Annotated in this window: 25 protein-coding genes; 6 read left to right on the forward strand and 19 right to left on the reverse strand. The window is 44.2% G+C overall.

All coding sequences use genetic code 11. From position 1 onward, the window contains the following. Window positions 1-6: 6 nt before the first annotated feature. The 7 genes from relA to comN all read right to left on the reverse strand — a co-directional run bounded on the left by relA (window position 7) and on the right by comN (window position 8,926). Window positions 7-2,211, reverse strand: a complete 2,205-nt coding sequence (relA, locus tag ACFVP7_RS15275) for a GTP diphosphokinase (RefSeq protein WP_003229747.1) — start codon at window positions 2,209-2,211, stop codon at window positions 7-9. 167 nt (window positions 2,212-2,378) lie between these two features. Beyond that, window positions 2,379-2,891, reverse strand: coding sequence for an adenine phosphoribosyltransferase (locus tag ACFVP7_RS15280; protein WP_003229745.1), 513 nt, complete (start codon window positions 2,889-2,891; stop codon window positions 2,379-2,381). A 5-nt stretch (window positions 2,892-2,896) separates the two neighbouring features. Beyond that, window positions 2,897-5,257 carry a single-stranded-DNA-specific exonuclease RecJ gene (gene recJ / locus ACFVP7_RS15285; RefSeq protein ID WP_396582430.1) on the reverse strand — a complete coding sequence of 787 codons (2,361 nt, stop codon included), beginning with the start codon at window positions 5,255-5,257 and terminating at the stop codon, window positions 2,897-2,899. A gap of 66 nt (window positions 5,258-5,323) precedes the next feature. Further along, a complete protein-coding gene (locus ACFVP7_RS15290; protein ID WP_003229740.1) occupies window positions 5,324-5,647 on the reverse strand; it encodes a lipopolysaccharide assembly LapA domain-containing protein in 324 nt (107 codons plus the stop codon). 75 nt (window positions 5,648-5,722) lie between these two features. After that, entirely contained in the window at window positions 5,723-6,220 is a 498-nt protein-coding gene (locus ACFVP7_RS15295; protein WP_003229739.1) for a cation:proton antiporter regulatory subunit, read from the reverse strand. A 157-nt stretch (window positions 6,221-6,377) separates the two neighbouring features. Continuing rightward, window positions 6,378-8,591: a protein translocase subunit SecDF gene (gene secDF / locus ACFVP7_RS15300; protein ID WP_015251564.1), complete on the reverse strand. Its 2,214-nt coding sequence runs from the start codon at window positions 8,589-8,591 to the stop codon at window positions 6,378-6,380. Window positions 8,592-8,629: 38 nt separating this feature from the next. Next, window positions 8,630-8,926 carry a post-transcriptional regulator ComN gene (gene comN / locus ACFVP7_RS15305; RefSeq protein WP_004398498.1) on the reverse strand — a complete coding sequence of 99 codons (297 nt, stop codon included), beginning with the start codon at window positions 8,924-8,926 and terminating at the stop codon, window positions 8,630-8,632. 115 nt (window positions 8,927-9,041) lie between these two features. Between comN and spoVB the strand changes: the two genes are divergently transcribed. Next, a complete protein-coding gene (spoVB, locus tag ACFVP7_RS15310; protein WP_338730635.1) occupies window positions 9,042-10,598 on the forward strand; it encodes a stage V sporulation protein B in 1,557 nt (518 codons plus the stop codon). Window positions 10,599-10,601: 3 nt separating this feature from the next. On the opposite strand, the gene ACFVP7_RS15315 is transcribed toward spoVB, so the two are convergent. Then, window positions 10,602-11,258, reverse strand: coding sequence for a DUF421 domain-containing protein (locus ACFVP7_RS15315; RefSeq protein ID WP_338730636.1), 657 nt, complete (start codon window positions 11,256-11,258; stop codon window positions 10,602-10,604). A gap of 197 nt (window positions 11,259-11,455) precedes the next feature. On the opposite strand from ACFVP7_RS15315, the gene ACFVP7_RS15320 reads away from it, so the two are divergent. After that, the gene (locus ACFVP7_RS15320) at window positions 11,456-11,845 is read left to right on the forward strand and encodes a TIGR04086 family membrane protein (protein ID WP_338730637.1); all 390 of its coding nucleotides are present in this window, start codon (window positions 11,456-11,458) and stop codon (window positions 11,843-11,845) included. 56 nt (window positions 11,846-11,901) lie between these two features. On the opposite strand, the gene yajC is transcribed toward ACFVP7_RS15320, so the two are convergent. From yajC to iolG, 9 genes are all read right to left on the reverse strand, one after another. Beyond that, window positions 11,902-12,168, reverse strand: coding sequence for a preprotein translocase subunit YajC (yajC, locus tag ACFVP7_RS15325; RefSeq protein ID WP_004398708.1), 267 nt, complete (start codon window positions 12,166-12,168; stop codon window positions 11,902-11,904). Window positions 12,169-12,204: 36 nt separating this feature from the next. Further along, window positions 12,205-13,350, reverse strand: a complete 1,146-nt coding sequence (gene tgt, locus ACFVP7_RS15330) for a tRNA guanosine(34) transglycosylase Tgt (protein ID WP_338730638.1) — start codon at window positions 13,348-13,350, stop codon at window positions 12,205-12,207. Window positions 13,351-13,376: 26 nt separating this feature from the next. After that, window positions 13,377-14,405, reverse strand: a complete 1,029-nt coding sequence (gene queA, locus ACFVP7_RS15335) for a tRNA preQ1(34) S-adenosylmethionine ribosyltransferase-isomerase QueA (RefSeq protein ID WP_106073630.1) — start codon at window positions 14,403-14,405, stop codon at window positions 13,377-13,379. Between the two features lie 29 nt (window positions 14,406-14,434). After that, entirely contained in the window at window positions 14,435-14,635 is a 201-nt protein-coding gene (locus tag ACFVP7_RS15340; RefSeq protein WP_003222669.1) for a DUF2905 domain-containing protein, read from the reverse strand. After that, complete coding sequence (gene ruvB / locus ACFVP7_RS15345; protein ID WP_046381239.1) at window positions 14,628-15,632, reverse strand: Holliday junction branch migration DNA helicase RuvB; 1,005 nt, start codon at window positions 15,630-15,632, stop codon at window positions 14,628-14,630. The genes ACFVP7_RS15340 and ruvB overlap by 8 nt, the downstream gene beginning before the upstream one ends. Window positions 15,633-15,642: 10 nt before the next feature. Beyond that, window positions 15,643-16,248 (reverse strand): Holliday junction branch migration protein RuvA, encoded by a 606-nt coding sequence (gene ruvA / locus ACFVP7_RS15350; protein WP_014477531.1) that lies wholly within the window; start codon window positions 16,246-16,248, stop codon window positions 15,643-15,645. A gap of 138 nt (window positions 16,249-16,386) precedes the next feature. Further along, window positions 16,387-16,899 (reverse strand): sporulation cell-cell signaling protein BofC, encoded by a 513-nt coding sequence (gene bofC / locus ACFVP7_RS15355; protein ID WP_003229715.1) that lies wholly within the window; start codon window positions 16,897-16,899, stop codon window positions 16,387-16,389. A 47-nt stretch (window positions 16,900-16,946) separates the two neighbouring features. After that, window positions 16,947-18,254: an MFS transporter gene (locus ACFVP7_RS15360; protein ID WP_003246197.1), complete on the reverse strand. Its 1,308-nt coding sequence runs from the start codon at window positions 18,252-18,254 to the stop codon at window positions 16,947-16,949. Between the two features lie 70 nt (window positions 18,255-18,324). Beyond that, entirely contained in the window at window positions 18,325-19,350 is a 1,026-nt protein-coding gene (gene iolG, locus ACFVP7_RS15365; protein WP_338730639.1) for an inositol 2-dehydrogenase, read from the reverse strand. A gap of 237 nt (window positions 19,351-19,587) precedes the next feature. Between iolG and ACFVP7_RS15370 the strand changes: the two genes are divergently transcribed. Beyond that, window positions 19,588-20,235 (forward strand): phosphotransferase, encoded by a 648-nt coding sequence (locus ACFVP7_RS15370; RefSeq protein ID WP_338730640.1) that lies wholly within the window; start codon window positions 19,588-19,590, stop codon window positions 20,233-20,235. Between the two features lie 45 nt (window positions 20,236-20,280). On the opposite strand, the gene ACFVP7_RS15375 is transcribed toward ACFVP7_RS15370, so the two are convergent. After that, entirely contained in the window at window positions 20,281-20,403 is a 123-nt protein-coding gene (locus tag ACFVP7_RS15375) for a hypothetical protein (RefSeq protein WP_003229707.1), read from the reverse strand. 162 nt (window positions 20,404-20,565) lie between these two features. On the opposite strand from ACFVP7_RS15375, the gene ACFVP7_RS15380 reads away from it, so the two are divergent. The 3 genes from ACFVP7_RS15380 to ACFVP7_RS15390 all read left to right on the forward strand — a co-directional run bounded on the left by ACFVP7_RS15380 (window position 20,566) and on the right by ACFVP7_RS15390 (window position 22,699). Then, a complete protein-coding gene (locus ACFVP7_RS15380) occupies window positions 20,566-20,934 on the forward strand; it encodes a DUF5412 family protein (protein ID WP_338734168.1) in 369 nt (122 codons plus the stop codon). Window positions 20,935-20,940: 6 nt separating this feature from the next. Then, entirely contained in the window at window positions 20,941-21,081 is a 141-nt protein-coding gene (locus tag ACFVP7_RS15385; RefSeq protein ID WP_017696343.1) for a hypothetical protein, read from the forward strand. 163 nt (window positions 21,082-21,244) lie between these two features. Then, the gene (locus ACFVP7_RS15390; RefSeq protein ID WP_017696342.1) at window positions 21,245-22,699 is read left to right on the forward strand and encodes a sodium:alanine symporter family protein; all 1,455 of its coding nucleotides are present in this window, start codon (window positions 21,245-21,247) and stop codon (window positions 22,697-22,699) included. A 40-nt stretch (window positions 22,700-22,739) separates the two neighbouring features. Here ACFVP7_RS15390 and ACFVP7_RS15395 read toward each other — a convergent pair whose 3' ends face one another. Next, on the reverse strand, window positions 22,740-23,462 hold the full coding sequence (locus ACFVP7_RS15395; protein ID WP_041339264.1) for a YebC/PmpR family DNA-binding transcriptional regulator: 723 nt from the start codon (window positions 23,460-23,462) through the stop codon (window positions 22,740-22,742). Between the last annotated feature and the right edge of the window lie 100 nt (window positions 23,463-23,562).

Here is a 23,562-nt window from a genome sequence, read left to right on the forward strand (position 1 = left end):
ACCCCTTTAGTTCATGACGCGGCGCACAGAGTAGATATCTCTAATCTGTTTAATACGCTCGACGACTTTGTGCAAGTGATTGATATTCTGAATAAAAATCGCCATATGAATGGTTGCCACTTTATTGCGATCCGATTTGCCAGAGACAGATGAAATATTTGTTTTCGTTTCATTCACTGCCTGGAGCACCTCGTTCAGCAATCCGCGGCGGTCATACCCAAGAATCTCTATCTCAACATTGTATTCCTTGCGCTTTTGAACTTGTGACTCATGCTCCCACTCTACCGGGATCAGCCGCTCTTGGGCTTCATTCGTTTTGACATTCGGACAGTCTTCGCGATGGACCGAAACCCCTCTGCCTTTTGTGATAAAGCCGACAATATCATCACCTGGCACAGGATTGCAGCATTTTGATAAACGGACAAGGAGGTTGTCGATGCCCTTGACACGAACGCCAGCTTCCCGTTTTCTTCCTTGCGGGTACGGCTTAGGTTCCCCAGTAACTTCCTGAACGATCTTTTCCTGTTCTTCCTGGTCGCGCTGCTTTCTCTCTTTTTCTGTTAGGCGGTTCGCCACCTGCAGAGCCGTAATGCCGTTGTAACCGACCGCCGCGTACATATCCTCTTCATTTGAGAAATTAAATTTGTCAGCAACCTTTTGAATATTCTCCGGCGTTAAAACATCCTTCAATTCAAAATCCAAGTTTTTAATTTCTTTTTCGACCAACTCACGGCCTTTTTCGACATTTTCTTCACGCCGCTGTTTCTTAAAGAATTGACGGATCTTATGCTTCGCTTGGGATGTTTGGGCAAGCTTTACCCAATCCTGGCTCGGGCCGTAGGAATGCTTAGAAGTGAGAATTTCAACGATATCACCTGTCCGAAGCTTATGGTCAAGCGTAACCATTTTTCCGTTTACTTTGGCACCGATTGTTTTATTGCCGATTTCAGAGTGAATCCGGTAAGAAAAGTCAATCGGAACAGAACCGGACGGAAGCTCGATTACATCTCCTTTTGGCGTAAAGACATACACCATGTCAGAGAACAAATCAATTTTGAGCGATTCCATAAATTCTTCTGCATCTGTCGATTCATTTTGAAATTCTAAAATTTCACGGAACCAAGAAAGCTTTTTCTCAAAGGTTGCACCTTCATTGGCTGCTTTCCCTTCTTTATAAGCCCAGTGAGCCGCAACCCCGTATTCCGCTATTTCATGCATTTCAAAGGTGCGGATCTGCACTTCAAGCGGATCGCCTTTAGGCCCAATAACCGTTGTATGAAGCGATTGATACATATTCGGCTTCGGCATTGCGATATAATCTTTGAATCTGCCGGGCATCGGTTTCCAGCATGTGTGAATGATGCCAAGCACCGCGTAGCAGTCCTTTATGCTGTTCACAAGAATACGGACAGCCAGCAAATCGTAAATTTCATTGAATTGCTTATTTTGCAGCACCATTTTTCGATAAATGCTGTAAATATGTTTCGGGCGTCCCGAGAAGTCAGCCTTGATATTTACTTCTTCGACACGTTTCTTCACTTCATTGACAACCTCATCAACATAAAGCTCACGTTCTGCACGTTTCTTCTTCATGAGGTTGACAATTCTGTAATATTGTTGAGGGTTCAAATAACGGAGCGCCGTATCTTCCAATTCCCACTTAATTTTTGAAATCCCGAGACGATGCGCCAAAGGAGCAAAAATTTCCAGCGTTTCATTGGAGATTCTCCGCTGTTTTTCCTGAGGCAGATGTTTCAGTGTCCGCATATTGTGAAGACGATCCGCCAGCTTGATCAATATGACCCTGATATCTTGAGCCATAGCGACAAACATTTTGCGATGATTTTCCGCCTGCTGTTCCTCTTGAGATTTATATTTAATTTTGCCGAGTTTCGTTACGCCGTCTACAAGCATTGCCACTTCTTCGGAAAATGCTTCTTTCAGGTCATCGAGCGTCACATCTGTATCTTCCACGACATCGTGCAAAAATCCGCCCGCGATTGTGGAAGGGTCCATTTCAAGATCGACGAGAATCCCCGCAACCTGAATCGGATGAATAATATATGGCTCGCCCGATTTGCGGTATTGCTCGCGATGAGCATCTTCAGCGTACAGATATGCTTTTTCGACAAATGCGATATGCTCATCAGATAGATAGCTGCGCGCTTTATCTATAACTTGCTCGGCAGTCAATACTTGTTCGTTCGCCATGGAATCACCTTTTTTAAAATGTAAACTGTATTGTAGTTTATTATCAAGAAAAAAACGAAAGATGTAAAGAGCAGAAGTTCAAATAGCCAAATATTATATAAAATAAATGCAAAACAATAGGAAAAAAGCACCCTGACATGGAGTGCTTTTTCGTTATGCGGTTATCCTTAGTATTTCATCAATGTTAAGATGTCGTAATCTTCGAGCTTATTTCTGCCGTCAAGGTAAGAAAGCTCGATTAAGAAAGCGATACCAGCAACAACGCCGCCAAGTTCTTCAACAAGTTTGATTGTCGCTTCAATTGTGCCGCCTGTCGCAAGCAGGTCATCCGTAATAAGCACACGCTGACCAGGCTTAATCGCATCTTTGTGGATCGTTAATACGTCTTTTCCGTATTCCAAGCCATAATCCACTTTGATTACTTCACGAGGCAACTTGCCTTCTTTGCGGACCGGCGCAAAACCTACGCCAAGCGCGTAAGCAACGGGACAGCCGATAATAAAGCCGCGCGCTTCAGGGCCAACGACCAAATCAATTTGCTTTTCTTTCGCATATTCAACAATTTGATCTGTGGCATAGCGGTATACATCGCCTTTATCCATCAGTGTCGTAATATCTTTAAATTGCACGCCCTCTTTCGGGTAATCCGGTACAATTGTTACGTATTGTTTTAAATCCATCTGTTTTATGTCCTCCTCGTACTTTCATAAGCCTCTGAATCTTGTTTCATCAGCTTATTCAGCCATTCCTTCAGCTCTTCAGCAGAAGAATAATTCAGCTTTTGATCCAGTTCCATCAGCTGCTGTTTCGCCTGATATGTTTGTGAGTCTGTTAAGTCGCGTTTCTTTGCTCCGCTCACAACAGACAGCACACCATTCTCTATTTTAACAAAACCGAGATCAAAAAACACCTTTGTCATGAAATTGATTGTTTCAACGGACCAGCCTTTATGTTTTGCAAGCTCTGAACCGTGTTTTTTCACGTCAAAAGCGCCTCTTTTCAGCAAGAACGCATAATACCATTTAAAGTGGTCTCTTGCGGGAAAAGTTGATAAAAAGTGGTCCTCATGATTGAGAAAAATAAAATATATCCGCTCGGGCGCCTTTCCTTCCAGCAAACGTGCGAGCATGTCCAGCGAAGGCGGCGGATCCAGTAATACAATATATGCACCATCGAGGTCAAACGCCTTTGCTTGATCTTTAGAACTGATGACGTGCACTTCTCGGCGAAGGTCTTCAGTTTGAAGTAATGTTGTTGAGTCTTCTTTGAAAGAGACAATGGCCCGTTTAGCAGATGGAAGGGCGGAAACTGTGTCTTCCCACGTCCGTTTTCCCCTTAAATCAAACAGCTGCCATTCAGAAACAGCGGCATCCTTTATCATAAGCTGCGGCTTTTTTCGATTGTTCCATTCGTTGATTGACATTTCACCGACAATGGAAATTCTTGAACCCGGTACGATGCCTTCTTCAAGCTCGCCTTTATTAAAACCGACGCAATCAAGCTGGGACGACTCGTTTCTGATCGTCATTTTGACATGAGTTTTATTTGCCCCTATCTTGCGGACATCTTCCAGTACTGCGTTTTCTACGAGAACGTGCGGTTTCGGGTTCAGCATGCCAAAAGGAGACAGCATGTTCATTTCTGCGATGCTTTCAACTGTAATGTCTTCGACGCCGCAGACAAGGTCGACTTCCTGTACGGGAATAAAATCCTCTTCCGTAAGCGTATTGTCCGCTATTTCATTCAGCCTGCTTCGCAAATCCGGCACATCTTCGGCTTTCAGCGTCATCCCCGCAGCCATTGGATGGCCGCCGAAATGAGGAAGAATATCTCTGCATTCAGAAAGGCTCTCAAATAAATTAAATCCTCTGATGCTTCGGGCCGAACCTTTAGCGATTCCCTTTTCTTCATCAATGCCAAGAACAATGGCCGGTCGGTAGAAAAGGTCCACAAGCTTTGAAGCCACAATCCCGACGACTCCCGGGTTCCATCCGGCTTTGGCCACGACAATTGCAGTTTGATCGAGCCCTTGCTGTTCAACCATTTCAATCGCTTCATCCGTCATTTTGCTGACCATTTTTTGGCGCTCTTTGTTCAGCTGGTCAATTTCTGCGGCAAGCTCTTCCGCTTCAAACGAATCCTCTGACATAAGCAAATGAACAGCGGGATCCGCCTGTTCGATTCTTCCGACGGCATTCAGCCTTGGTGCGAGCTGAAATCCGACTGTTTCTTCGTTCGCTTCTCCGATGTCTCCGCCTGACAGCTTAATCAGCTCTTTTAAGCCGAGCCGATTTGTCCGTCGAAGCCTTTCAAGTCCTAGTGTTGCTATTAATCTGTTTTCGTCATGCAGCGGGACTAGATCGGCAATGGTGCCGATAGCCGCCAGGTCAAGCAGTTCATCAGGAAGTTCACCCAATAGAGCGTGGGCAAGCTTAAACGCGACTCCAACCCCGGCAAGCTCTTTAAACGGGTAAGTGCAGCCAGGCTGCTTCGGGTGGACGATCGCACGGACATCCGGAAGCTCCGGTCCCGGTTCATGATGATCGGTAATGATGACATCCAGTCCGAGTTCCTTTGCCACCTTCGCTTCATGCACAGCGGCAATTCCTGTATCAACCGTAATGATCAAAGAGAAGCCCCGTTCTTTAATCGAACGAAACGCCTGTTCATTAGGTCCATATCCTTCTTTAAAACGGTCAGGTATATAAAAATCAACTTGAGCCGACAGTTTTTGCAGCGTGTGAAGCATCACTGACGTACTTGTAACCCCATCGGCGTCATAATCGCCATATATCATAATCTTTTCTTGTTGTGAAATCGCCTGTTTTATTCGATCTGCCGCTTCTTTCATGCCTTTCATTTCAAAAGGATCATAAAAATCGGCATCCTTTGTATGTAAAAACAGCCTAGCGCTTTCTGCCGTATCAAAGCCTCTTTTTACAAGCAGGGACGCAACAAGAGGTGTTATATGCAATTGTTCTGTGAGTGATTTGACCTTATCCTGATCTGGTCGCTGGATTTCCCATCGCATTTTTGACGCTAACATAAATTCACCCCTCAACCACCCTATTATACTAGAGCAGGCTGAGGGGTTTCAAATAATATTCGAAAACTAGTCTTTTTTCTCAATCATGGCTGATGCATCCTGTGTGTCAGTCTGATCAGCAAGATGAGTATCCTCTTGTTTATGTATTGCTGTTCTATTTTCTTTCCGCAAGGTTTTTATTTCCCGCTTCAATTTCATTACCTGAAAAATGCCGACAGAAAATACGATCAGCGCTCCCATTAAAACTGAGCCCAAAATAACAAGAATGAGCGGCCATTCTGATCTTCCAAACAGGTAATCAACTTCTACGGATCGAACATTAATGACTGCGAAAATAGCGACAATTAAGGTGAAAATAAGTGCGAAAATAATGGTCCATTGTTTATTCATTCTCTTTTCCCCCAAACTTCTTATTGAGGTAACTTTCCCCATCAAGACTGGTTTTAAACATGGCTTAACACTAGGTTAAGCTCCCTTTGCTGTTAATTTTTCCCGGATCAGCCTCTTCAGTCCGGTTCCCTCACCGGAAATCACAAGTGTATCGCCTTCGTCAATGACTGTTTCAGAGCTCGGATTCAGTTGTTTATCCTGATTCTTTTTAACAATTGCAATGACCGTCACATGATATTCCTGACCCACATTCAAATCACCAATCGTCTGATGAATGGCAGGCGCTCCCGCCTCTGCTTTACACCACTCTATAATCAAATCATCAAGAGCTGATTCGACCTGTTCTAATGCTTTCGGTTTATATGCCATTCCGCCAAGAATTGCAGACATTTGCCTTGCTTCAGCGTCATCAAACTGCACGGAGGCAACACATTCCTCATGGTCGTTTTCGTCAAAATAGTAAAGCTCTCTCCGTCCGTCATGATGAATGATAATTGAAATTTTATCACGGTTTCTAGTAATCATTTCAACTTTTTGTCCTATGCCCGGCAGCTCTGATTCGCGAACCCTCATATATAAACCCTCCTACATATCTGAAAACCAGCCATAAACACTTTTAACACCATATATATGTTTAAATGTAAGCGTATGTCATTATAGCAAATGTCTATTTTAAGTTCAATGAAACTTCAAAAAACAGGCTGCCCTGCAGAGGACAGCCTGATATTTTTTATTGCGCCGAATCTTTTTTCAGTTCTCTTCCTTTCCATGCAAGCCAAATTTGTGCGGCAATGTATAGAGAAGAATAAACGCCTGTTAACAGCCCGACCAATAAAGCAATTGAGAAGTTAGTAATAGAAGATGCTCCAAAGATCAGCAATGTCACAACAACAATCACAACGGTTAATACAGTGTTAATTGAACGTGTAAAGGTTTGCTGCAGGCTCAGGTTTACTATATGGTTCAGATCGGCAAATGTTTTCGGCTTACGCTTTTTCATATGCTCGCGGACCCTGTCAAATGTAACGATTGTATCGTTAATGGAATACCCGATTATCGTCAAGATGGCCGCGATGAACGTAACATCTACCTCAAGCCTTGTAATACTGAAGAATGTGACGATAAAGAATGCGTCATATAGCAATGAAGCAATGGCAGCAATCGCCATTTTGTATTCGAATCGGATTGAAACGTAAATAATGATGCCAATAGAAGCTATAGCAACTGCGTACAGCGCATTTCTTGCCAGCTCCTTACCGACTGTCGGTGAAACTGTGCTGACATTTGGCTCAGACCCGTATTTGTCTTTAAAATACGTTTTTACTTTTGCTATGGTTTCTTTATCTGGCACCCCGACAAAACGGGCAACACCGATATTGCTCTTTTCGCCTGACAGAACTACAGTATCAGGGTCCATACCCAGAGATTCAAAATCCTTCTCAACTTGCTCTGTCGTCAGCTTATGGTCGCTTTGTACTTCAATCCGTGCACCGCTTGCAAAGTCAATGCCAAGATTCAGCCTGAACACAAGCAGGATAATAATCCCGGCAACCGTGACCGCACTGGAGAAAATAAAGAAGTATTTGCGTTTGCTCGTGAAATCCCATTTTTGGAATGGCGTATGCGGCTCTGTATTTTCATCCGTATCCTGAATATCCATGATATGTTTCTTATTGACACCAAACCAGCCTTTTTTCCGATCAAGCCATCTGCTTTCCACAAGGAGAGCGAGGAGAAATCTCGATAAGAAAACGGCAGTGATAAAGCTTGTCAAAATCGATAGGATCAGCATTGTCGCAAACCCTTTAACAGAGCTTGTCCCAAATATAAAGAGCACAACCGCTGCAATAATGGTTGTAATATTCGCGTCAAAAATCGTCGCAAATGACCGTCTGTTTCCTGAACGGAAGGCAGAGCGGACTGACTTTCCTAGCTTGAGCTCTTCTTTAATCCGCTCATAGGTAATAATGTTGGCGTCAACAGCCATCCCGACACCTAAAATGAGAGCGGCAATTCCCGGAAGCGTGAGTACGGCATTCATCCAGTCAAAGATCTGGAGTGTAATGTAGATATAAACAGACAGCGTAATCACCGCGATTAATCCCGGCAGACGGTAATAGAAAAGCATAAATAAGAAAATAATTGCGATACCGACAATACCGGCAAACACCGTATCATGGAGAGCCTGCTGGCCGAATTGCGCGCCTACTGATGTCGAATACTTTTCAGTCAGTTTCACAGGAAGTGCGCCTGCGTTTAAAATGCTGGCTAAATCTTTCGCTTCTTGAGCTGTGAAATGACCTTCAATTTTTACATCAGTTGTATTTAGTTCCTGACTTACATTTGGAGCGGATACAAATTTAGGATGCTCTTTTTGAACTTCTTTCTTAAAGGAATCACCTTTATCATAATCCAACCAAATGACAAGCTGGTTGTTTGGCGCCATTTTCATGACCTTCTTGGTCACTTCACCAAATTTATCAGCGTCTTTCAGCTTAATCGTGACAATTGGCTCATTTGTTGTGCTATCATAAGTTTGTTTAGCGCCGTTTTCGACTAGATCAGCACCGTTTAACAGTTCCTTATCATTTGCATCTCTGAAAGAAAGCTGCGCTTCAGTCGCCAAAATTTCACGCGCTCTGTTTTGGTTTGTCACACCAGCGAGCTGAACGCGAATCCGGTTATTCCCTTCAATTTGGATGTTCGGTTCGCTGACACCGAGAACATTGGCCCGGCGGTTCAGTGCCTCTACTGTGCTGACCAGAACGTCTTTTGTGATTTTGTCACCTTTTTTTACAGGCTGTACATCATACAGCACCTCAAATCCGCCTTGCAAATCCAATCCTAACGTAATATTGTTAGCGGCAGGCTTCGTAAAGTAGCCCAAGCCCGTGCCGATCAATAGAACGAAAAGGAAAAACGCAATCAAGCGTCCTTTTTTCATTATGTATATCCTCCCTTAAACCTGTGCGAATCAACCTGCTATCTCAGCAGTTCTTCCAATGCTTCCTGGCCCTCTTCACTGCCCAGCCAATTAGACGTTTTAAATGACTCAACGGTTGCATAGTTCATAAATTCGCCAATTTTCACTGATAAAATATCACTCGCCAGTTCATAAATGCTCAGTTCCGTTTTCTTTTTCCACTTCTTATCTGTTAAGTATGACCACAAACTTTCGAGTTCAACATCATCATACCCGAGAATCTTAAACTCTTCCAGTTTGCTGTAAAGAAACGGCCTGACGTGGTCTTTATATAGATCGGCTGGATGCTTCTCCACGAATTCCACGCTCCTTTTTTATTGTTTTTCAAGAAGACTTGTCATGCTTGGACGATATATACGCATATCTTTATTGTATATGATTCCAGGTAGTTTGAGAAGGCAGGGGGTAAAAATGGCGAAACAGACGTTTTTAAAGGGCACTCTTATCCTTATCGCAGCAGGAATGGTTACAAGAATGCTCGGGTTTGTCAACCGGGTGGTTATCGCCCGTTTTATCGGTGAAGAAGGAGTCGGGCTTTACATGATGGCGGCGCCTACCTTCTTCTTGGCCACTACATTAACTCAATTCGGTCTGCCGGTCGCGATCAGCAAGCTAGTCGCTGAAGCCAGTGCGCGCGGAGATCATCAAAAAACGAAAAATATTTTAGTCATGTCTCTGACCATCACGGGAGTGCTCAGCCTCATTTTTACACCGCTGTTTCTGTTTTTCGCCCCGGTTATGGCTGAAACGATGCTGACAGATAAGCGAACACTGTATCCGCTCTTGGCTATTACGCCGGTTGTGCCGATTATTGCTATATCGAGTGTGCTGAGGGGATACTTTCAAGGAAAACAGAATATGAACCCGCTTGCTATGTCACAAGTCCTTGAACAGGTTGTCCGCATTTCACTCGTGGCTGTCTGCACAACGATTTTTCTCCCTTACGGAATTGAATATGCTGCAGCGGGGGCAATGCTATCCTCAGTGGCAGGGGAGCTGGCATCACTTCTTTATTTATTCGTTTGCTTTAAGTATAAAAAGACAATTAAAATCAGAAAGCATTTTTTCCAGTCAATTAAAAACGGAAAACAAACCTTTACCCAATTAATGAGCGTGTCCCTTCCAACAACCGGGAGCCGCTTTATCGGAAACCTCTCTTGGTTTTTCGAGCCAATCGTCGTCGCTCAAAGCCTTGCCATCGCCGGTGTGGCAACAGTTGCCGCAACAAAGCAATACGGGGAACTGACAGGCTTTGCCATGACGCTGCTGACTCTGCCCAGCTTTATTACATATTCTTTGTCGACCGCGCTTGTTCCTGCGATCAGTGAAGGAATGGAGCAGAAAAAATTGCGGGTGGTGGAATACCGCTTGGAACAGGCGATGCGTCTCTGTCTGCTCAGCGGAGGCATTTCAGTTGTTATTTTATTTGTATTTGCGGATGAGCTGATGAGAGTGATGTACGGTTCCTCAGGCGCAGCTGTATTTATAAAAGTGATGGCCCCGTTTTTTCTGCTTTATTATTTCCAAGGCCCGCTTCAAGCTGTGCTGCAGGCGCTTAATTTGGCAGGATCTGCGATGATGAACAGCTTAATCGGAGCGCTTGTCAAAACAGGCCTTATTTTTGTCCTTGCCACAAGGCCTTCTCTTGGCATTATGGGCGCGGCATTAGCCATTGTGACAGGCATGGTGCTCGTCACGCTATTACACGCAGCAACCGTAAGCAAAGTGCTGCCGATCAGCATCAAAATCAAGGAGTACGCGCTCAGCTTCGCTGTTATTGTAATTTGCGGATTCATCAGCTCCGCCATCAAACAATATATAAGCTTTGGAGCATCTGAGGCTGTCAATCTAGCCGGATGGATTGCGGCGAGCGCCGCCATTTATATGATCCTCCTGCTCGTTTTCCGTTTAATTAAAAAAGATGAGCTTCGCCGCATTCCCATTATCGGACGGTTGATCATCCGATAATGGTCACGTGCGGTGCCCATCTTTTTCATCAATATATATTTCTCCGTCTGTAAACGAGCAAAATGAAATATCTGAAGGGTTGGTGTATCCGTGTTTTTGCAAATTTTCAAGCAGCCATTTTTTATCTTTACTGATTCTGGACAAGTTTTCTGTTTGAATGAAGCCGTCTATAATGAGCGGCATTTCGAGCTGCCGATGCTCTCCGCTATTTTCTTTCTTTACAATAGTCAGTTTGCCCGACGGCTCTAATATGGCAAATGATACGTCAGCTACTCTGTCGACGCTATTTTCTCTGAGCTGAACCATTAAATCATCAAAATTATATCGCTGTGATTTCATGGCTTCTTCGTCAATTTTTCCATATTTGATAATTATGGTCGGCTTACCGTCAAGAAGCTGGCGGATTTTTCGGTTTTTTAAAGAAAAGTATGCCAAAGTCACTTGAATGATCATTAATACAAGCATTGGCAAAATGGTATGAAATAGATGATCGTCTACGTTTTCTATGGCTAAAACGGCAATTTCAGCCATCATGATAAAGACAACGAGATCTAATATACTAAGCTCTCCGATCTCCCGCTTGCCCATGAGACGAAAAATGATCAATATCACAAAATACAATACGACTGTGCGAAACGCAATAGTGAGAAGCTCTTCCATCATGCACCTCCAACTCATTATAGGTTGCAACAAAATGATCAATTTATGTAAGAAAAACCGATTGCATTTCACAAAGCTTTTACGTCTAATTCATGGGATAAGGGAATACATTTTTACAAAGACGAGCCATCAGCATGTCTGACGGCTTTGTGCAAAAAGAACAGAAGCCTTTTAATACAGGCAGAAAGGAGACAATCATGGAGGAGACGAAACAAGTTGGAAAAGGCATTCTTTACGGCTTAATCGCCATATTTGCAGCCATGCTCCTGACAAGTTTGGCGGTTTCACTTTTATTGACCGCAACCTCGCTGGAAGAATCATCATTTAACTGGCTGATCACAGCTACCTCATTTCTCTCTTTATTTATCGGCGGGTTCATTTCAGGCGGGAAAGGCAAGGAAAGAGGCTGGATGATTGGAGCATTGACTGCCATAAGTTTTTCTCTGATTATCTTATTGTTTCAGTATTTAGGATTCGGAAAGACATTTACAGCAGAACAGCTGATCTTCCATCTGGGATTTTTAGGGGTGTGCATGCTGGGCGGGATTTTCGGCGTGAACATGAGGGGAAACAGGTCTTCCACATAAAAAAGAGCGGGCTCACTTGCCCGCTCTTTTTTGTTTGCTATGTATAGCTCCTGCTGTTATTCAGCAGCAGAAACTTCTCTGATCGCGCGGCGGTCGAACGTAAGACGTGTGTTATCACCAGTCTTAATTACGACTTTGCTTTCATCGATAGAGTCAACAGTACCGTGCAATCCCCCGATTGTCACTACTGAATCGCCTTTTTTCAGTTCCTCTTGCATTTGGCGTACAGCCTTTTGCTGCTTTTGCTGAGGACGAATCAGCAAGAAGTAAAGGACCGCAAACATTAAAATAATAGGAACCAATGTACCTAAAGTGCCAGTCATCATTTTCACCCCTTTCCGTAAGCCTGTTATGTTTATTTAGAAGCTTTTCGCATTTGGCTTGTTATAGCCGTAACGCTCAAAGAACTCTTCTCTGAAATCACCCAGACGATCCTCGCGAATAGCCTGTCTTACCTGCTCCATTAAGTGTAACAGAAAATGAAGGTTATGGTAAGTTGTTAATCGAAGGCCGAATGTTTCATTGCAGCGAATCAAGTGCCTAATGTACGCGCGATTGTAGTTTTTACATGTATAGCAATCACACTCTTCATCAATCGGACGGAAGTCTCTTTCAAATTTCGCATTTTTCATATTGAGTCGTCCTTCAGCAGTAAACACTGTGCCGTTTCTTGCAATCCGTGTAGGCAGCACACAGTCAAACATATCGACCCCGCGGATCGCTCCGTCGATCAGGGCGTCCGGAGAACCTACTCCCATCAAATATCTCGGTTTATCCTTCGGCAAGAGCGGTGTTGTGAATTCGAGTACACGGTTCATGACATCCTTCGGTTCACCTACAGACAATCCGCCTATAGCATATCCCGGAAAATCAAGGGAAATCAAGTCCTTCGCACTTTGTGTCCGCAGATCTTCATATTCTCCACCTTGTACAATACCAAACAGCCCTTGTTCATCCTGACGATTGTGGGCATTCAGGCAGCGTTCCGCCCAGCGGCTTGTCCGTTCAACTGACCTCTTCATGTAGTCGTACTCCGCCGGGTATGGCGGGCATTCGTCAAACGCCATCATAATATCAGAGCCGAGTGCGTTTTGGATCTCCATCGCTTTTTCCGGAGATAAAAACAGCTTGTCTCCATTTAGATGATTGCGGAAATGGACACCCTCTTCCTCTATATTACGAAACTTGCTTAAAGAAAAGACCTGAAAACCGCCTGAATCTGTTAAAATTGCGCGGTCCCAGTTCATAAATTTATGGAGCCCGCCCGCTTCTTTGACAATGTCTTGGCCCGGACGAAGCCATAGATGATAAGTGTTGCTCAAAATGATGCCTGCATCCATTGCTTTCAGCTCTTCAGGCGACATTGTTTTGACTGTCGCCAGTGTGCCGACCGGCATAAAAACCGGCGTTTCGAAGGAGCCGTGAGGCGTATGCACTTTGCCCAGCCGCGCTCCTGTTTGTTTGCATTCTTTTATAAATTCATAGCGTATTGGTTGTTCAGCCACTTTTGATGAGGCCTCCTGTTCTCAAATTATATAATCAGCATCGCGTCTCCGAAGCTGAAGAAACGGTATTCCTCTTCCACTGCATGGTTATAGGCACGCAGAATGTTTTCTCTTCCAGCAAGCGCGCTGACCAGCATAATCAATGACGATTTCGGCAAATGGAAGTTTGTAATCATTCCGTCAATGGCTTTAAATTCATAGCCCGGATAAATAAAAATAGATGTCCAGCCGCTTGATGCTTTAAATTGCCCGTCATGTTCCCCGGCAATCGTCTCAAGCGTGCGTGTCGAGGTCGTGCCGACAGAAATGATCCGGCCGCCATTTTCTCTTACTTTGTTTAAGGCTGCAGCCGTTTCTTCTGACATTTGATAAAACTCTGCATGCATATTATGCTCTTCCACTTCATCGGCACTCACAGGGCGAAACGTTCCAAGGCCTACGTGCAGTGTGATGAACTCAATTTGCACGCCTTTGTCTTTCAGCTGCTGTAAGATTTCTTCCGTGAAGTGAAGGCCAGCTGTAGGCGCAGCAGCAGAGCCGATTTCTTTTGAATACACTGTCTGGTAGCGCTCTTTGTCATCAAGCTGTTCTTTGATATATGGAGGGAGCGGCATCTCTCCAAGGGATTCAAGCACCTCGTAGAAAATACCGTCATATTGAAATTCCATCTTTCTGCCGCCATGCTCAAGCTCTTCCGTGCAGATTGCCTTCAATCTTCCGTCTCCAAATGTGACAACAGTTCCTTTTTTCACCCGTTTCGCCGGTTTGGCAAGTGTTTCCCATTTATCACCGGCTTCCTGTTTCAACAAAAGAAGTTCCACTTTCGCGCCGGTATCCTCTTTTGTGCCGAATAACCGCGCAGGCAGTACCCGGGTATTGTTCAGGACTAGACAATCGCCTTCGTTAAAGAAGCTGATAATGTGTTTAAACGAGCTGTCAGTAAGCTCTCCTGTATGTTTATCGAGCACCATCAGCCTTGAAGCATCACGCTGCTCCAACGGTACTTGTGCAATTAAACGTTCTGGTAGTTCAAAATCAAATAAATCGACTTTCATGATGATTTCACCTTTATTCTAGTCTTTTGTTATTTCATTCTGCCAAAAAGATTGAGCAAAATTGATAATACCACACTTATAATAATACAAGTGACAACCGGGAAGAAAAACGTGACATTTCCTTTTTTCACAAAAATATCTCCCGGCATCTTGCCGACAAAATGCAAAACTGCTCCGATAATAAGCAAAACAGCACCAAGAATCATAATGATCTTAGGAAATTCAGTCATATCGGGGAGCCTCCATTTGGAAATGATGATAAACGGCCGGTGTCACGATCCTTCCACGCGGCGTTCTTTGTATAAATCCAATTTGCAGCAGATATGGTTCATATACGTCTTCAATCGTATGCGATTCCTCGCCGATGGTAGCTGAAATCGTATCAAGGCCTACTGGGCCGCCGTTGAATTTTTCGATCATGCCCATCAGCAGCTTATGATCAATATGATCCAAACCGAGGCGGTCAACCTGAAGCCGCTCCAGCGCATTCTTAGAAATGTCTTCCGTAATCCTGCTGTCACCCAGCACTTGGGCGAAATCGCGCACCCTTCTCAGCAGGCGGTTCGCCACGCGGGGCGTCCCTCTCGATCTTCTTGCAATTTCAAGAGCCGACGGTTTATCAATCTCAACCTCGAATACATCAGCGGTTCTTGTGACAATATCCGCCAGTTCTTCTTGTGTATAGTACTCAAGGCGAGACATGACGCCGAATCTGTCTCTTAAAGGAGCCGTCAAAAGCCCCACCCTCGTCGTGGCTCCCACCAGCGTAAAAGGCGGAAGGTCGAGCCGAACCGAGCGGGCAGATGGGCCTTTGCCAATCACAATGTCCAGGCAAAAGTCTTCCATTGCAGGATAAAGCACCTCTTCGATCGATCTGTGCAGCCTATGTATTTCATCAATAAATAATACATCTCCCGGTTCCAGCGCCGTTAATATAGCAGCCAAATCACCAGGCCTTTCAATCGCAGGCCCTGATGTCGTCCGCAATTCCACTCCCATTTCATTAGCAACAATCGAAGCAAGCGTTGTTTTTCCGAGTCCGGGCGGCCCGTACAGAAGAACATGATCCAGCGTCTCCTGTCTCATTTTCGCCGCATCTATAAACACGCGCAAATTTTCTTTTACCTTATGCTGTCCGATATACTGTGCCAGATTTTGCGGCCTCAGGCTTTGCTCTATCACTGATTCATGGTTGTCTGCTTCACTTGAGACGAGCCGTTCATCCATGAACATCACCTTACTTTAATAGTTTTTGTAATGCTTTTTTCACATATTGGTCTGTTGTCAGCCCAATTTCTTCTTTAAGGTGAGGAAGCACCTTTTTGATTTCTTTTTCAGCATATCCGAGAACCCTGAGGGCTTCAAGTGCTTCTTCAAGAGCCGTTTCCGCTGTTTGCTTTTCAAGCCTTTCTTCATGATTAAACAGATTTTCAATCATTTCAGGCACAACATCTGCCAGCTTTCCTTTTAAATCTAGAATAATCTGGCGTGCGGTTTTCTTTCCTACTCCAGGAAACTTGACCAAAAAAGCTTCATCCTCATCTTCAATTGCTTGGATGACCGCTCCGGGATCACCCGAGCCCAAGATGGCAAGTGCTCCTTTCGGGCCAATTCCGGTCACGTTTAACAGCTTTGTAAAGAGCGCCTTCTCCTCTCTTGTTGAAAAACCGTAAAGCGAAAAAGCATCCTCTCTGATATGATGGTATGTAAAAATCGTTTCTTGGCTTCTCTCCTTATATATGAACGGATTCGGCGTGAAAATCTGATAGCCGATGCCGCCGTTCTCTATGACAATATATTGGGGAGATACATAATCAATCGTCCCTTTAACAAATTCAATCACGCAAATTCACCTCTTTGACTGTTCTTCATTGTACCATAAAAACAGCCAAAGTCTTATAGAAAAGTTAACATATGTTCGCTTCTCTCTCATTCTTTCACGAAAAAAAAGACATGAATTCATGTCTTCAATCAGCGGACGTTACCCGCTGTATGTCTTCATATGTTCGATGACATCCTCAAACTCCGCTTTTGTCCGAAATGGAATGCCTTTCAGCAGATTTTTTTGCATATGGCTTTCCAGCCTTTCTAAATCAATTTGAAAAAAAGACTGAATTGGTTCGGAAGCTGGCTCAGGCCGCCCATGAAAAGTGGAAATCACTCCATTATCCGATACACCGATATACCCGTTGACCTTGCTGAGCGGAGAAATATCGTCCATTTGCTTCCGAAAGAGCACATATCCCTTTTTTTGTTCCACAAGCGTCCATCCGGCATAAGCTGCCCAAAAATCATCCATAGAAAACACTTTTTCATGCTTATGCTCAATGCTGACATCGCCGTCCAAATACACCTTTTCAAGCTGCACATGCACCTGCAGCGGCTCATAGTGCTCCACTTCCGCGCCAAGTGCGCGGGAAGGAGCTCCTATTAAAAATACTGCCGCTGAGCAAAGAATGCCCAGCAAAAGATACGCCGTGCTGAATCGTTTCACCCTCTACACCTCTTTGCACACGTTTATGATTAGTTTGACCAAAGAGGCTACTGCTTAACCGTTTTATCAAAATTTGTCTGCACATTTTCCCTGACAAACCGTTCCTCCGTATACACATCTGTGCTTTGCTCAGAAATTGTCAAGAATCGCGTCAGAAAGGCACTGAAAAAATACAATGCCGCAAAGATCCAAATCACGCCGCCTGCACCGAGCGGCCCAATGAAAAGACTCACGATGCCCGGCGCGATAAACGCACATAAACCAGATCCCAAATTCAACACTGACATGGCAGCACCTTTATTATCAGGTGCAAGCGTCGGCAAAAGCGCGCTTAATGGGACGTACCCTGCTAAAGCCGCGCCGTAGCAGCAGGCGATAATCATGAGCACCCAATACTGATGCCCGATCAGCTGAGGCGTGTAATACAGCGCCAGCGTAAAAATACCGCATCCGACACCGCCAAACCACATGACCGTATTGCGCCAGCCAAGTTTATCTCCGACTGCACCGAAAATGATATTAAACACAATATTCACAAAAAACAGCGTCCCCCATATTTGCAGCCATTCCGAAACCGAATACCCGTATCGTGCTAAATAAGTAGGAAGAAAGATGGCAAATCCAAATTGTCCTATCGCATTAATCGTCTTGACCACTCCGCCGATGCCTACCTTAGGGTTTTCAAACATAATTGTAAATGCCTTCGACAATTCTTTCCATTTCGGCTGATCTTGTTTTTGTATCGGAGTAAATTTATCTTTGTTAAAAAATAAGGCAAGAATTCCGCCTGCCGCCACAAACAGTAAAGCGCTCCAAAGCGTATTGATTTCTCCAAAGGCTGGAACTGCATAGCTGGAATAGAACGGGCCGAGTACGTTAAGGCCGCACGTAAACATAAACCAAAACCAGCCGACGGCTTTTCCAAGAATATTTTGAGAGGTGCTGTATGACACCCATACGAGAAAAGAGTATGCAAACAGCGGATATCCCAAGCCTCTAAGAGCATAGCTGCCCAAGAGAGCCGGATAATACATATGAGGAATCGCCCAGCCGATAAAAGCGGCCGAACCGAGGATAAATGCAAGCAATCCGACAGTCATCGTTTTTCTCGGCCCCCAAGTTTGGACAAACGTTCCTGAAAGCCAAGCTGAGATGGTGACAGCAATGCCGTACATGGTAAATAACGATGCGGATTGCTGCATACTGAGACCATGATCAACGAGAAAAGGAGACAGCCAGCCTTGTTCGAGGCCGTCTCCAACCATAAAGATGACAACGCCAATATAACCCCAAACCATGTGAGAAGGAATTCCGATTTTGTTCAAAACATTTCCTTTAGCATGTACTGTATTCATTTTCTCCACCGCCTACTTAAAGTATCAATGGAGTATATACCCAAGCTTGCTGAATTGTAATCCTGTTAGATTAAAAAGCGATTTTTTCAGTGTGCTCAATGCTGACAGGCATGCCAAAAGCAAGCGATTGCTGTGCTGCTCTGGCGATCCTTCCGGCCTGTAAACCGTCATTGCCGGTGCAGGGAGTCTCCTGGTTTGTGCCGATCGCTTCTGCAAAACGGAGAATCTCCTCCTCATATGAATCCTTATAGCGTTCAAGGAAAAAGAAATGCGGTTTATCCTTCATCACAAAATCAGCTGTTGACACCTCAACCGTTGTCGGCCTGCTATTGTCAGCCGCTGCAGAGCCTTTCGTCCCGAAAACCTCAACCCGCTGGTCATATCCGTACACAGCTTGGCGGCTGTTATCAATCACAGCCATGGCACCGTTTTCAAAAGTCAGTGTAATAACAGCTGTATCAATATCACCCAGTTCCGCAAAAGAAGGATTCACCAAAGCCGCCCCTTTGGCATACACTTCCGTCACTTCGCTTCCCATAATATATCTGGCCATATCAAAATCATGGATCGACATATCCATAAACAATCCGCCTGACGTACGGACATAATCTATATTCGGGGGTTCTGGGTCACGGGACGTGATTTTTAATAAATGAGGTGTACCAATTTCACCATTTTCAACAATCGTTTTGATTTTCTTAAAATGAGGATCAAAGCGGCGGTTAAATCCGACTTGAAGTGTTACCCCGTGTTTCCGGACAGCCGCAAGCGCTTCACTCGTTTCTTCCAGAGAGAAACTAACGGGCTTCTCACAAAATATATGCTTTTTCGCCTCGGCTGCTTCTTTGATCATCTGTGCATGTACGGCTGTAGGAGAGCAAATAAAAATAGCATCAATATCAGGATCATGTAATAAATCACGATAATCAGAGGTTATGTATTCAATCTGATGACTGTCGGCCCAGCTTTTTATACGGCTTGCCTGAATGTCAGAGACTGCTTTTATTTTCATGTGAGGAATCCGGCTTATATTTTGAACATGAAGTTTGCCGATGCGGCCTGCACCGATAATCCCTGTCACAATCTGTTTTGTCATGGCTTCTTCCCCCTTGATCATTCACGAAAGCGCTTTATTTAAAATTAATACTATCCCATTTGTAAGCGCTTTTCAAGAATGGAAATTAAACGTTCTATGTCTCTTTTATCACAATTCATGCTTATAAGTAGCCTTCTTCTTCAAGACCAGATACACTAGAATTAGGCTCTTTTTCCTGAACAGTTTATGATTTTCCTATAAACAGCTGCATAAAATAGAGCAAAGAAGGTGAATGAAATGCTGACAAAAGCAGAGGCACTGGCCCATTCCGTCATATACCGCAAGAACAGCAGATTTGATAAAGTCAAAGAGAAATCCGAGGAATTAACACTAATCGGCAAGGGAAGAAGCGCCTATGTGTTTGCCTTAACAGAAGGCGGTCGAAAAATGGCGCTGAAAGTATTTTTTCCGGAATATCAAGCGACAGCAGTCAAAGAAGCAGCGATCTATGAAAAATTAGCCGGGTCCGCATTCTATCCTGACATTTACGAAACTGGCGATTCATTTATTCTCATGGAATATATTAAAGGTGAAACCTTTTATAACTGTCTGAAGAAAGGCATTGCAATCAGTGATGACATGATTCAGCAGGTTGAAGAAGCGCTTTCTGACGCCCGGGCAGCCGGACTGAACCCGTCAGATATCCATTTGCGGAATCTGATTCTGACAGAAACCGGAGCAGTGCGGGTGATTGATGTTGCGAGATTTGAGCAGACAAAAACATGCACGCAGTGGGACGACTTAAAATCCGCATATCATGCACTCTACAAAAAACCGATATTCCCCAAAAAGATTCCGGGTTTTTGGCTGGAGATCATCGCATTTTTATATAAGAAAGATTGGTTTCAAAAGCGTTTCGCACAGCGGAAAAGAAAATATTCTTAAATCAAAAAGGCAGCCGCACAAGCGGCTGCCTTTATCATGTATTTTTTACTTTCTGACGGCAGAAATCAGTTTCATTTGTTCAGGCGACAGCTTAATTCGATAGCCTCTCACAGTTAAGTAGACCGCTTCTGGGTCCTTCTCGCCGGAATGACAATACGTTTTTTCCATTTCTGTCTCCCCTCACCCTTTATTGGCTTTATTTCATCTTATCATTGCTTTATTGAGGTAATTTTAAAGAAATGTAAAGATTATATGAATCCGATATATAGTAAAATGAGAGAAAAAAAGGGAGAGAGTCACATTAAGACACGCAGCAACATCCCGCTTATTATGTTTGCCCTGCTGGTCTTCTTCGGCGGCGCCATCTATTGGATGTTATTTTCATTAAAAAACGTTCCGAAAGGAAATCTCGTCCAATCGGTTGAATCGCCGGACGGCAGCTATACGTTAAACACTTATGTATCCGAAAACACCTTGAGCTTAGATGCAGCCAGAGGTGAACTTGTAAATGAAAAAACACTTGTCAAGAGAACAATCTACTGGAATTACCCAGACAGCCGCCCAGCAGTGACGTGGATCAATCACAATACAGTGAAAATCGGCAATCAGACTTTACATCTTGATACTGATGAAACATATGATTGGCGAAAAGATGATCATTGGATCCGTGAAGAACCGCCGCAGGCGACAGCGAGGTGATGAAACATGAATAAGATAAACGGAACAAATGATGACAAGCATTTCAATCATTTTGTGATTGCTTTATCCTTTATATACGGTTTGACTGAACTAGGCTATTTGTTGCTGAAGGATTTTATAACAATTGCCATAAGTTTGCCTCTGTAGAAAAACGCAGCGTAGTCGATACGCCGCGTTTTTTCTTTTTCCCTTCCTCTTCTTATTGATAATTACAGGTCATATAATGTGACAAATCGATTGTAGAAATAGTTCGATTAGACCAAAATCCTTTTTATACATGTATTCGAATTTGAAGTGAGGGGGAAGCTTGATGGCAGATTTTGTTGCTAGTTTGAATGCGGTCTTATGGAGTACGCCCGTCATTTATATTTTATTGGGAATTGGATTCGCCTTTTCAATTATGACCCGTTTTTTACAAGTCCGACATTTAAAAGAAATGATTGTTCAGATGTTCAAAGGCAAGAGCTCTGAAGCCGGCGTTTCATCTTTCCAAGCGTTATCGATTGCGCTGTCCGGCCGTGTGGGCACAGGAAACATCGCGGGAGTGGCGACAGCAATTGCATTCGGCGGACCCGGTGCGGTGTTCTGGATGTGGGCGATTGCCTTTATCGGGGCGGCGAGTGCCTTTGTAGAATCAACACTTGCTCAAATTTACAAAGTGAAACAAGACGGTCAATATCGGGGCGGCCCTGCTTATTATATAGAAAAAGGCTTAGGCATTAAGTGGTTTGCCGTCTTATTTGCCGCTGCTGCCCTTATTGCGATGGCCTTTCTAATGCCAGGCGTACAGTCCAACTCCATTGCGGCTGGGATCCAAAATGCATTCGGCATCTCTCCTTTCGTCACAGGGTGCGGTCTGGTTTTATTATTAGGGTTTATTATTTTTGGCGGCGTCAAACGAATTGCCAGTGCGGCGCAAATGATTGTTCCATTTATGGCCATTGGATATATCCTGCTGTCTTTGATTATTATTGTCATGAATGTGTCTGAATTACCTGCTGTGCTCTCATTAATATTCAAAAGCGCCTTTGCATTGGATTCCGCTTTTGGCGGCTTGATCGGCATGGCGATTTCCTGGGGCGTTAAACGTGGCATTTACTCAAACGAAGCCGGCCAGGGAACAGGCCCGCATCCGGCAGCCGCTGCAGAGGTTTCTCATCCGGTCAAGCAGGGACTGGTTCAGGCATTTTCTGTTTATATTGACACCTTGTTTGTATGTTCCGCTACAGCTTTCATGATCTTGTTTACCGGCATGTACAATACCCAGGCTGCAGATGGTTCCTTTATCGTTCACCAGCTTAAAGGCGTAGAAGCAGGACCTGGTTTCACACAAGCGGCAATTGACAGTGTTCTTCCCGGATTCGGTGCAGGCTTTGTTGCCATCGCTTTATTCTTCTTCGCTTTTACAACAATTATGGCGTATTACTACATCGCAGAAACAAATATCGCCTATTTAGCACGAGGCAGAGAAAGCAAATGGGCAATGCTTGGCTTAAAACTGATTATTTTAGCCGCCACATTCTATGGTACTGTGAAAACAGCTTCACTTGCTTGGGCATTAGGGGATGCAGGGCTTGGCATTATGGTATGGCTGAACGTCATTGCCATTGTGCTGCTTGCCAAACCGGCGCTTCTTGCTTTAAAGGATTATGAGCGCCAAAAGAAGCAGGGCTTAGACCCGGTCTTTGATCCAAAAGCGCTGGGTATCAAAAACGCTGATTTCTGGGAGAAAGAATACACTCATGATAGTGAACGTGTCTCCTGAACATACTAAAACCGGCCCGATATGACATCGTGCCGGTTTTTTATGAGCGATAGTTTGTATACACTTCTTGAACATCATCGTCATCTTCAAGGATGTCTATTAATGTTTCCAGCTTCTCAACAGCCTGATCATCGGCATCTGCATAGGTATTGGGAAGCATGGTCACCTCCGCCGAAGAAATTGGATATTTCGATTCGAGGGCTGTTTTCACCTCTTCAAAATGCTCAGGCTCTGTGAAAACCTCATATAGGTCTTCTTCAATTCGCAGCTCTTCTCCTCCTGCTTCAAGCACATCAAGCATGAGCTCATCTTCTTCTATTTGCCGTTCAGTGCGGTCTATCGTAATGAAACCCTTCCGTTCAAATAAAAAGGCTACACATCCGCTTTCTCCCAGACTTCCGCCATTTTTATTAAAGGCTGTCCGCACATTTGACGCCGTTCGGTTTTTATTATCTGTTACGCATTCAACCATCACGGCAATCCCTGAAGGGCCGTAGCCTTCATAGGTGATTTCTTCATAACTGCTTCCATCTTGGCCTCCCGCAGCTTTTTTAATGGCCCTATCTATATTTTCATTCGGCATATTGGCGCCTTTTGCTTTTTCGATAACAAGACGCAATGCTGAATTTGCTTCTGGATCCGCTCCGCCTTCTTTCGCTGCCACATAGATTTCTTTTGCCAGCTTCATAAATATTTTCCCGCGCTTTGCATCCTGTGCATTTTTTCTTTTTTGAATGTTTTTCCACTTGGAATGGCCTGCCATGTTTTCACCTTCTTTTACATTTTCTATGTACACTTTAATGGGAATTGTTCGCTGATGCAAAGAAAAAGGCTGCCGAATATCACTTCCGGCAGCCCTTCCT

The sequence above is a fragment of the Bacillus sp. SG20033 genome (genome assembly GCF_044570195.1).
In the GTDB taxonomy this organism is placed as follows: Bacteria; Bacillota; Bacilli; order Bacillales; family Bacillaceae; genus Bacillus; species Bacillus subtilis.